This window comes from Crocosphaera watsonii WH 8501, from assembly GCF_000167195.1.
In the GTDB taxonomy this organism is placed as follows: domain Bacteria; phylum Cyanobacteriota; class Cyanobacteriia; order Cyanobacteriales; family Microcystaceae; genus Crocosphaera; species Crocosphaera watsonii.
On record NZ_AADV02000142.1, the window covers coordinates 1 to 11198 of the forward strand.

The window sequence follows — 11198 nt, forward strand, 5'->3', positions numbered from 1 at the left end:
ATCGAATTCGAGTCGGTACCATATGTAGTGTGAGGAGCGAACAGACAAGAGACCCGAGACGAAACACGGAAAGTCGTCGGTTCTCTTTCTGATCTGGGGGATAAAAGCTTTAACAGCCCTTCGGGCGAGGCAGAAGGCAGGGGGCAGGAGGCAGGAGGGAAGATTTTTAGCTTACCGCCGAGAAGCCCCGCACTGTACCGTAGGTCAGTGTCGGGATGATAGGCGGGTAAAAAAGAAGGGTTCGATGCCCTTCTTTTTTACAAGTAATTAACAAACTAGGGAGTTGCATTTTTTTCCTAAGTATTTTACGATAGGTTTATGTTGTTCAGATAGCAAAAGTGTTAAACCTTAACTACGCTTATCGAATTTATCCTGATGTCAGTCAAGAAAAAGAATTACTTGACTGGCTAGAAATCTGTCGAGGTGTTTATAATTACGCCTTGAGAGAAAGAAAAGAATGGATAAATTCTCGTAAGTGTAAGGTTAATGCTTGTAGTCTTCATTGTGAGTATATTATCCCTGCTGACCAGCCTTTTCCTGACTACTATAAACAGAAAAAAGCTTTAACTCAGGCTAAAAAAGAATACCCCTCACTTAAACGAGTTCAGTCTCAAGTGTTACAAGAGGTTATGGGTCGCTTGGATAAAGCGTTTAACTTTTTCTGGAAAAGAAGCTTTGGATTCCCAAGGTTCAAAAAATATGGTCAGTATCGTTCAATTAACTTCCCTCAGTTTAAGGAAAATCCTGTAACTGGGCATCAATTAAAGTTACCAAAAATAGGCAGTGTATTAATTAATTTACATCGCCCTATTCCTGATGGATTTGTTGTCAAAAAAGTCCAGATAGTTAAAAAAGCTTCTGGTTGGTATGCTGTTATTTGTATTCAATCAGATGTAAAAATACCCTCACCAAAACCTCAAGGTAAGTCATTGGGTATTGATCTAGGGCTTGAGAAATTTATTGCTACTTCACAGCAAGAATTAATAGCTAGACCAAAGTTTTTTGTAGAACTTCAAAGTAAGCTTCGATGGCTGCAACGAAGATTATCTAAAAACAAAAAGGGTCTAAAAACTGGCATAAAGCCCGTGAAAAAGTAGCCAAACTTCATGAAAACATTTACAATACTCGCAAGAACTTTCATTATCAGGTAGCGCATCATCTTTGTGACCAAGCACAGATAATATTTGCAGAAGATTTAAACTTAAAAGCTATGTCAAGGGGGATGTTATGCAAGCATACTCTTGATGCTGGCTTTGGTGGTTTTCTAGAAATACTAAAGCACGTTGCTTGGAAACGAGATGTCTATTTTGAAAAAGTTGATCCCAACTTAACAAGTCAAACCTGTCCTAATTGTGGAGTGGTAACAGGTAAAAAAGCTTTATCTCAAAGGGTGCATGAATGTTTTAATTGCGGTTTCATAACTGATAGAGACGTTGCTGCTGCAATGGTTGTAGAGCAACGTGGACTTGCAGCCCTCGGACTGGGGGTCAAGCTGCCTGTGGAGGAAGAGTTTATCGGGGATGTCCCTAAAAAGACATCTAGAGCCTCCCGTAGAAGCAGGAAATCCTCGTAGTGATATGAGGAAGCCCACCCTGTACCGCCTGAACGGTCAGGGTTGGGAGGATGTCACAACGAGCCACGGGAACAATCTAAGACCTCGAAACAGTCGTTAAGAAAAACTTAAGGTCTTCGGTTCTAATAGAGATCAGCCATTAGAGGCAACGGGGAAAAAGCGGTGTAAATCCGTCGCTGTCCCGCAACTGTGATGAGATTAGTCTTGAACAAATCTCTTAGTCAGAATGCCCGCCGATAAGTTGATCCATGTTCGTAATCGTCTGCGAGGTACAGATTGTGTTCAATATGATTTGTCTGGGGAAGTATTATCCTCAAAGGTTATTCAATCAAAAAATGTCTTCTAGTTTGGCAGATAACACCAAACTAGAAGCAATATCTTCTTCAGAAGGCTCTCAAAATAAACTAGCTAAGAGTGAGAAAAGTCGCGTTCGTCGTTCAGCAGCAATGATCGGCCTAGCTATTTCTATGGGCGCAAGCGGTATGTTGTTGAGCCAAGATAAAGCAGCGATCGCAGCTAATTCTGTGACGGGCAATACAGCTATTACCAATCTTCCTAATTTTTCTGATCTGCGCAGCGAGGAGACTCAACTCTCCCCTTTAGCCCTGAAGCATAAATTAGAAGAAGGAGATACTATTGCCAAACTGGCTTACAACTATCAAGTCAAACCAGAAGCCATAGCCGCTATTAATAATCTAGGGATTACAGCCAAGCTAGAGCCAGGAAAAACCATCAAAATTCCTTCTGATAAGGATTCATCTCAAAAAATCACCCCAAAAAGCTCTCCAGAGACTCGCAGCCAAAATAAAAGTGTTGGCACCAAATCTGTCAACACCTCCCTTGATCACCTCAAACAAACCCGCACCCGTCTGCGACATAGCTTAGCTCAATTGAAAACAGAACAACTAAACAGTGTCAGAAATGAAAAAGCTGTTGCTGATGTCAGTCAACCCCTCAAGCAGCCAGAAGAAAAAGATACACTGACTACTAATGTAAAAGCAGTCAGTGCTGCTCAGGGTAAATTTTCTATATACAACAACCCCTTTGAAATTCCTATTGGAACCACTGTAGGTCCAGAACTTCCTGGTATCTCCAACCCGGATGATTATCTTCCCGATGCTCCCATGAGATTTACCGGACATATTTGGCCGACTAAAGGGGTTATCACCTCTGGGTACGGTCCTCGTTGGGGCAGAATGCACAGGGGTATTGATATTGCGGCACCTGTGGGAACTCCCATTGTGTCTTCGGCTCCTGGAGAAGTTATCACCGTAGGTTGGGATGCTCGCGGTTACGGCAAATTTCTTAAAATTCGTCACCCCGATGGCAGTGTAACCTTATACGGTCACAATAGCCGTCATTTAGTGCGTCGTGGTCAGAAAGTAGAACAAGGTCAAAAAATTGCCGAAATGGGTAACACAGGCAGAAGCACTGGTCCCCACCTTCACTACGAAATTCGGCCTAAAGGCAGAGGACCACAAGACCCCATGGCCTTCTTACCTAAGAATAGAAAACGCTAAATCAGCATCAACACCTAATGAGATAGTGATTTAAGCGATAATATAGCTGAAAAGGGTGGCCACCACATCACCCTTTTATCGAAAATAGTTGGGTCTAAAACCCCGCCTTTTAAGGCGCATAGTTTTTGAAGCGGAGCATAAATCTCTGTTTCAAAAACAACTTCTGACTTCTGACTTCTGACTTCTGACTTCGTTAACGGCCGTTGACCCCTAGAAAAATTTTTAGCTTAACCTAGCAACGATCGCCCGATGACGAGGACTAACAGGGGTTATTGTCGGTGTTTCAAAACCTGCTTCGGTTAAGGCCGTTTCTACATCCAGGGCAAAATATTGATCGAGATAAGGTTCCGTACTTTTGAGTAGGGTTAAGACATAAGGGGGCATTTTTTGAAAAGCTTCGGCGCGAGGGTTCATGTCCATCATGGTGAAATATCCCCCTGGTTTAAGCAGACGACGGGCCTCTTTAAAAATTGCGATCGCTGCGGTTTTGGGTAGTTCGTGGTACAACAAAAAGCTGGAAACTAAGTCAAACGATGCCGAAGGTAAGCTAGTTTCTTCTGCTGCTGCGTGTACCCAGTCAATATCAAGGTTGCGTTGTTGACTGCGATAACGAGCAACCGCTAAATGATAAGCTGATAAATCTAATCCGGTTAGTTTAGCGTTGGGGTACATTTCTTGTAGAGGAAAGGTACTCATTCCCACACTACAACCGATGTCTAAAATGGTTTGGGGGTTTAAGGATAATTGTTGTTTAAGAATGGAGTGATAATTGTCTCGTAAACGGGGATCACCCTTTACTCCGGCATCTGGCCAAATACTCGCATGAACCGCATAAGCTGCTGATTCCACTTCTAAAGCAGATTCCCAACTTAAATTACCGCTGTCATAACCATGAAAGGAACAAACATAATAATCAGGATAAACTAAGTTAGAATTTTCAACATTAGCCAGTTCTTCTTGCCAGTTATGTTGGCTAAGTTGACGCACATTATCTCGCCAGGGAACCCCAATTTTTTCGGCCCGATTAATAATCATATTACGAGCTTGATGTTTTGCGAGTTTGGCTAGGGGTTTGACGGATAAGATCCCATTGATCACACGGGAAGCTAAACCAGGTTGAGGTTGAAAGGAGGTAACAGTCATAAAATTTTCTAGATATCGCTCATGACAGTAACCAAGTCGTATCGATGGTTACTCAAGAGTTTTCCTCACCGATTTTACCATTAACCGCTCATTAACCCGATTAATCGAGATAAAAGGAATGATGTTTTTCGATCCAACCAAATAAATAACAGTTAACAGTGAACAGTTATTGATCACTGTTAACTGATCACTGATAACTGATTTAACTTTCTGTTTCTATTAATGTCAATATTTTATCTTCTAAAGTGGTTAAAAAGGGACGATCAATTTTCCCCAACGCTTCTAAGAAATGTTTAACCGAATCTTCTAGTTTATTTTGTGGTATCTGAGCAAGGCGATCGCTTATATTTCTAATTTCTTGTTGTTGCTGAGATGAGTAATAAACATCTTTTAAGTTTTCAAGTTTTACTTGAATAATCCCATCCCAAGTTTTCACTAAACAGGAAAAGTTTAATACCTCTTCAATAATACACCACTGACCACTTCTTCCTTTTAGATCAGGATTACCTTTGATGATAATTTGGGCTACTTCTCCCACACGCCAGGGGTTCGGCACTGGCCGACGTTCACGAATCTCATCAACAATACTTCTTTTTTTGTTATTTTTTCTTCTTGTTTTAACAGTTTTATTGATGACATTTTTTCTGTTCTTATTTTTATTAATTTGTGCCAGGGAGTTGATCGAGTTGCTCATAGTTAAATCTATTTTACATGAAGATTTTTCCCAGTCTCAAGAATATTCCTACCTTTTATCAACTTTTATTAGTTAGTCGATGGACTAAGATATTTTGAGAGGGTTTATTGACTCTTCTAGGGTCTATTATCCTAACCCATTATAACACGAAAATCAAGTCTTGATTTGAAGACAATTTAATTAATGTTTTCCCCAGAACAGATAACTAATTAATGTTTTAACAGAAATAACAGTTTTTTTCTGTTGAAAAAGCTGTGGAAAATGCCCCTAAGCATGGGGAAATCTCACTAAAATCAACAAAATTACTTTCTGTAACAATAAATCAAGAATTTTAAAAAGTGTTATAACTAAAAATTAGGAATGGCATGAACTTTTCAAGATGACTAAAATATGACACAATAGCATAGAGACATTGAACGTTAATTTTAACCCTTATTATGACTACAATTTATCCTGTTGTTTGGTCTAACAATAAAGTTTTATTAATCGATCAGACTTGTTTACCTAGTCAATATACCCTAGTAGAAATTAGTCGTTATGAAGACATGGCAAAAGCCATTAAAACTATGATTGTTCGGGGTGCGCCAGCCATTGGTGTTGCTACTGCTTATGGAATGTATTTAGGTGCCAGAGAAATTAACACAAAAGAGAGAGAAACTTTCTTAAAACAATTAGAAGAAGTTGCCGAAATATTACGTCAAACTCGTCCCACTGCGGTTAATCTTTTTTGGGCGATTTCTAGAATGTTAAAAATAGCTTATGAAACCATTGGCACTGTAGAAGAAATTAAAAATACCTTATTAGAAACAGCAGAAAAAATTAATGCAGAAGACTTGCAAACTTGTCAAGATATTGGTAAAAATAGTTTACAAATAATACCCCCCAACCCAGATAAATTAAGCATCCTCACTCATTGTAACGCAGGAGCATTAGCCACAGCAGGTTATGGAACAGCATTAGGGGTTATTCGTTCTGTTTGGACAGCAGGAAGATTAAAAAGGGTTTATGCTGATGAGACAAGACCCCGCTTACAAGGGGCAAAATTAACGGCTTGGGAATGTGTTCAAGAGAAAATTCCTGTTACTGTGATCAGTGATAATATGGCAGCCCATTGTATGCAAAAAGGACTGATTGATCTGGTAGTTGTGGGGGCAGATAGAATCGCTGCTAATGGGGATGCTGCTAATAAAATTGGTACTTATGGAGTAGCAGTTATGGCTAAAATGCACAACATTCCTTTTTATGTTGCTGCACCCCTTTCCACGGTAGATTATAGTTTAAAAAATGGGGATTTAATTCCCATAGAGGAACGAGATCCCTCGGAACTTTATCAAATCGGGGATAGTGTTATTTATCCCGATGGTGTTGACTATTATAACCCGGCATTTGATGTTACTCCTGCTAAGTTAATTACAGGAATTATTACCGAACAAAAAACCGTTAAACCCGAAGAACTGATTAGCTTGAAACCGGAGTTATCTTATCATTAAAAAATAGCATTCTCCTTCGTACACTAAAATATCCCCTAGTTGACAAATAAAAGCTTGAAAAAAAGCCCTAAAGTTTTGAAACTCAGGGATTTAGCCTCCCCTTGTTCAATTTTTTGAATATTTTGCGGTGACCGAAGATTGTAGATTAGTGCAAATGCAATCAATCTGTAATCCTTTTGAAAGACTTGTCAAAGGATGATGATAACAATTTGTCATTTTGGGGAACCCTAAGATTATCAACCTGAATCATAATGGGTATTCATGAATTATAATGAGGAAGATCAACAATTAAAGCAACGAGAACAAGCTTTAAAGCAACGAGAACAAGAAATTCGTTTGCGAGAGTTAGAGTTAGAGATTGCTCGTGAAACCCAAGAAACAGATCCCCCCCTGTATCAAACAAGAAAAGAGAATTTGGGTAAAAAATCCATAACCCATTGGAGAAAAAATTTACTCTTTATGGGTAAGCTCTTTATGATAATGGTCGTGGTTTGTGTTGCTACAAAAATAGCTTATTGGTTAGCACTAGTCATTCTGATTAGTTCTATAACATGGGTTTCGTATAAACTCTTTTTAGAGAGGAAGCCGTCTAATAACAAAAAATAACCTAACCTTATCCATAGTGACGAATAACATACTTATGTTGAAAATTAAATGATTGAGGTTTTCTATGATGATTAATTGTGAAACGACAACTTTATTAGATGATTTACAAAAGGTCAGCGATGTGCGTTCCCAGATTGCTAATTATCTCGATGAAATGATTAAAACTCTCGAAAAAGGGGAATCAATGGGGGAAAATCTCTCAGGAAAATTAGAACTATCTCAGCATATCGATGACCTTGAGAAAATTGGCTCAAACTTAAAAAATGGGATCTTTCGTCTCTTAGTTTTAGGAGATATGAAGAGAGGAAAAAGTACATTTTTAAATGCTTTATTAGGGGAGAAATTGTTACCCAGCGACGTTAATCCTTGTACGGCTTTATTAACCATTGTTCGCTATGGAAAAGAGAAAAAGGTTACTATTTATTTTAAGGATGGAAGTTCTCCAGAAATATTAGATTTTAAAGAATTTAAACAACGTTACACCATTGATCCCACAGAGGCAAAACAGTTAGAGAGGGAGAAAACTCAAGCTTTTCCTAACGTAGATTATGCGGTGGTTGAATACCCATTATCCTTACTAGAAAAGGGGATCGAAATCGTTGATAGTCCAGGATTAAATAATACGGAAGCAAGAAACGAATTGTCTCTTGGATATATTAATAATTGTCATGCTATCTTATTTGTTTTAAGATCTTCTCAACCCTGTACACTGGGAGAGCGTCGTTATCTTGAAAATTATATTAAAGAGAGGGGATTAAGTATTTTCTTTTTGGTTAATGCTTGGGATCAAGTTAAAGATAGTTTAATTGATCCAGATGACCCCGAAGAGTTAGCTGAAGCTGAGGAAAAATTAAGGAAAGTTTTTCGCAGTAATCTAGCAGAATATTGTAAGATTGATGGTTATGATCTCTATGAAGAAAGGGTATTTGAAATTTCTGCTTTAAACGCTTTAAGACAACAGTTAAAACAGCCTAATACTCCTTTAAGCGATCAAGGATTCTCTAATTTCTTATCTTCTTTAAATACCTTTTTAACCCAAGAAAGAGCAATAGCAGAATTTCGACAAGGACTAACATTAGCTCAACAAACGTCTAATCATGTAAATGAAGCAGTTGAACGGAGAATTTCTCTCCTTGAAAAAGATGCAGATGACTTAAAAATACAAATTGATTCTGTAGAACCTGAGTTTAAAATTCTCAATGAAATTTGTGATAAATTTCAACAAGAAATTCGTCAAATTCGAGATAATCAAGCCCAAGTTATTTCTCAGTCTTTTCGTGATTACGTTTTGAATCTAGGTAATACCTTTGAGTCTGACTTTGCTCATTATCAACCCAATTTAAACTTTATTGATTTCTTATTTAGTGGTAAGCGAGATGCGTTTGAAAGAGAGCTAAGAGCTGCGTTTGAAAAGTATATTAATGAACGCATGGCTGACTGGGGTAAACAAGCAGAAAAAGAAATGGATGCTGCCTTTTTACAACTTTCTAAAGTTGCTACCAGTTATGGTGATTCTTATGCTCAAGCAACCAACCGAATTACTGAAAAAATAACGGGAAATACCTTGCCTCCGGTTAACCAATCTTCTGAAAAAGATAATGCTCCCAGTTGGGCAAAATGGGCAGCCGGAATCTTTTCTTTAACAAGGGGAAATCTTGCAGGGGTTGCTATGGCTGGATCGGGGTTTAATTGGGAAGATATTATTCTTAATTTTATTACCGTGTTAGGAGTAGGAACTATTATTACTGCAATTACTGGCATCATTTTAGGACCTATTAGTTTAGCTTTATTAGGGTTAGGTGTTGGAGTTGTACAAGCAGATCAAGCCCGTAAGCAATTGGTTAAAATTGCTAAAAAAGAGTTAATTAAACACTTACCAGAAATTGCTCAAAACTATTCTCCTAAAATTTCTGAGACTGTTAAAGAATGTTTTGATATTTATGAAAAACAAATTACAGAACGTATGAATGATGATATTCAATCTCGCAAAGCTGAATTGGATAACTTAGTCAAACAAAAAGAATCTCATGAAATTAATCAAGAGAAAGAACTTGAAAGATTACAAAAATTGTAACAAGATGTTAACGATGAAGCCCAATCTATTCAAAGCATCTATAACAATTTCTTAAAAACTGCTTCTTGATAACTAAATATTTCAAGATTTGATGAGTGATTGATTGTTTATTATTAAGTAATTTTAATCCGATGAAAAATATTGATGAGAACTTGATTAACATCTCAAAAACCCTTAATAATGCGATTGAAGTTTTAGCAATAGATGAAAATTCTTCCCTAAAAAGAGATATCTTATCTCTAGGTAATTATTGTGAAAACCAAAACTTTCGCTTGGCGGTTTTTGGGTGATTTCCGAGAAAGCTTTTCCCATAGGGGGTAATAGCTTGGACTAAAGGCTTTCAAGAAATAAAAGGGACAGAGAGTTAGCGGATCTTGGTACACAACTTTAAAATTTCATAATTGGCTTGTCTGAAAAAACAGAAGGAATAGATTAAAATGAAGAGGTAAAAAGATTAGAGAGAGTAAATTGAAGCTAAAACAGACAAATAATCCCTTAACCCCGTCGATGGTCGATGATTTACGTTTAGCAGCCTCAAAAATGACGGGAGCAGAGCGTCGTTCATTTCAAGCTGAAATGTGTCTCAAGTATTGTGGAGGAAGTGCCAGACAAACCGAAATCGTGTTTGGTTGGGGGAGAAAAAATGTTCAACTTGGATTACATGAAAAACGAACTGGGATAGTGTGTTTAGGATTACAATCAGTCAATAGTGGATGTAAAAAATGGGAGGAAAGATACCCAATAGTTGCCCAATCATTGAAAGAAATAGCCGAAGCTCACGCACAACAAAACCCCACATTTAATAACCCCATTGCCTATACAAGATTAACGGCGGCTGAAGCCATTAAACAATTAAGAAATCTAGGCTATAATGGAGAGGAGGTTCCTGCTGCTTCGACAATGGCAGATATTTTAAATCGTTTGGGCTATCGATTGAGAAAAGTGGTAAAAGCTAAACCTAAAAAAAATCTCGGAGACGGACGCTATCTTCGAGAATATAGAGAAAAAAGATAGAAAAAAAGACCCTTCTGTGAAACGTTTAAGTATGGATTGTAAAGCAACTGTGGAAATAGGAGAATATTCACGTGGCGGACAAACCAGAGGTTATAATCAAGCTCAAGATCATGATATGGGAACTAAAGAAAAATACGTTCCTTGTGGGATTGTAGATGAAGAGACAGGGCAACTTTATGTAACTTTTGGAAGTTCTTATAAAACGAGTGATTTCATGGTAGATAACTTGGAGCAATGGTGGACAAGTCTGAGTATAACTGAAAAGCAGCAACTAGAGAACATCCAAATTAAAGTTGATAATGGAGCAGAAAATAGTGGAATAAGAAGGCAATTTTTGAAGAGAATGGTAGAGTTTGCCGACCAAACTAAGAAATCTATTCAATTACTATATTTTCCTCCTTATCACAGTAAATATAATCCCATAGAAAGATGTTGGGGAATTTTAGAGAGGCATTGGAACGGAACACTTCTGAGAAATGCTCAAACGATGTTAGCTTGGGTAAAAACTATGACATGGAAAGGCTTAAATCCGATAGTTAAGTTAAGTAAAAAAGTTTATCAAAAAGGCATTTCTTTAACGAAAAAAGAGATGAAGGAAATTGAGAAACGTTTAGAACGTAATCCTCACTTACTTAAATGGGATATTTTGATTAGACCCAGTTAGTCTAAAAAGTTAATAAGAGTGTAAAATTAAGTGAATTTCCTTTTTAAAATAGTCAAAGCTAATTTAAAAGTTAGCGTATTTCTTTCTTTTAGATAGGGAGGTTTTTGTTCGCGGAAAGTATCCGCGAACAACTTTTTATTTTTCCCTTTTCGCTTATTTGAGATGTTCTACAAACAGATTCTGAGAATGGGTGGGGAAACTTTTTTCTTGGAAATAACCTTGCTCCTTTTAATTATGGGAAAACTACCCTATTAAATGGCTTTACTAGGAGAAAAAACTTTTACCCATCGAATCTTATTCCCCACCACAGGGGGCCCGCCCATTTAATGTTAAATATGGGAGAAATAATTTAAAACCCAAAAATAACCTTTAAAATAAATAATAAAAATTTTTTGAAGAAAGAAAGGGAACCATTTTTCC

6 protein-coding genes, 2 pseudogenes and 1 riboswitch are annotated in these 11198 nt (G+C 37.5%); of the genes and pseudogenes, 6 read left to right on the top strand and 2 right to left on the bottom strand.

Annotated elements, in window-relative coordinates; genetic code table 11:
- Positions 1-338: 338 nt before the first annotated feature.
- A pseudogene (locus tag CWATDRAFT_RS37730) lies at positions 339-1573 on the top strand (RNA-guided endonuclease InsQ/TnpB family protein).
- Between the two features lie 100 nt (positions 1574-1673).
- Positions 1674-1825, top strand: a riboswitch (cobalamin riboswitch).
- A gap of 83 nt (positions 1826-1908) precedes the next feature.
- Entirely contained in the window at positions 1909-3093 is a 1185-nt protein-coding gene (locus tag CWATDRAFT_RS25725) for a peptidoglycan DD-metalloendopeptidase family protein (RefSeq protein WP_042712423.1), read from the top strand.
- Positions 3094-3315: 222 nt separating this feature from the next.
- Here CWATDRAFT_RS25725 and CWATDRAFT_RS25730 read toward each other — a convergent pair whose 3' ends face one another.
- Both CWATDRAFT_RS25730 and CWATDRAFT_RS25735 read right to left on the bottom strand, forming a co-directional pair.
- Positions 3316-4236: a class I SAM-dependent methyltransferase gene (locus tag CWATDRAFT_RS25730; RefSeq protein ID WP_007307752.1), complete on the bottom strand. Its 921-nt coding sequence runs from the start codon at positions 4234-4236 to the stop codon at positions 3316-3318.
- Positions 4237-4438: 202 nt separating this feature from the next.
- The gene (locus tag CWATDRAFT_RS25735; RefSeq protein WP_007307751.1) at positions 4439-4930 is read right to left on the bottom strand and encodes a hypothetical protein; all 492 of its coding nucleotides are present in this window, start codon (positions 4928-4930) and stop codon (positions 4439-4441) included.
- Between the two features lie 437 nt (positions 4931-5367).
- Here CWATDRAFT_RS25735 and mtnA point away from each other — a divergent pair, with 437 nt between their 5' ends.
- From mtnA to CWATDRAFT_RS40545, 4 genes and pseudogenes are all read left to right on the top strand, one after another.
- Positions 5368-6420 carry an S-methyl-5-thioribose-1-phosphate isomerase gene (gene mtnA / locus CWATDRAFT_RS25740; protein ID WP_007307748.1) on the top strand — a complete coding sequence of 351 codons (1053 nt, stop codon included), beginning with the start codon at positions 5368-5370 and terminating at the stop codon, positions 6418-6420.
- Between the two features lie 261 nt (positions 6421-6681).
- The gene (locus CWATDRAFT_RS25745; RefSeq protein WP_007307749.1) at positions 6682-7026 is read left to right on the top strand and encodes a hypothetical protein; all 345 of its coding nucleotides are present in this window, start codon (positions 6682-6684) and stop codon (positions 7024-7026) included.
- Between the two features lie 64 nt (positions 7027-7090).
- Positions 7091-9100, top strand: coding sequence for a dynamin family protein (locus CWATDRAFT_RS25750; protein ID WP_007307750.1), 2010 nt, complete (start codon positions 7091-7093; stop codon positions 9098-9100).
- 576 nt (positions 9101-9676) lie between these two features.
- Positions 9677-10778: pseudogene (locus CWATDRAFT_RS40545) on the top strand (ISAzo13 family transposase).
- Positions 10779-11198: the final 420 nt, after the last annotated feature.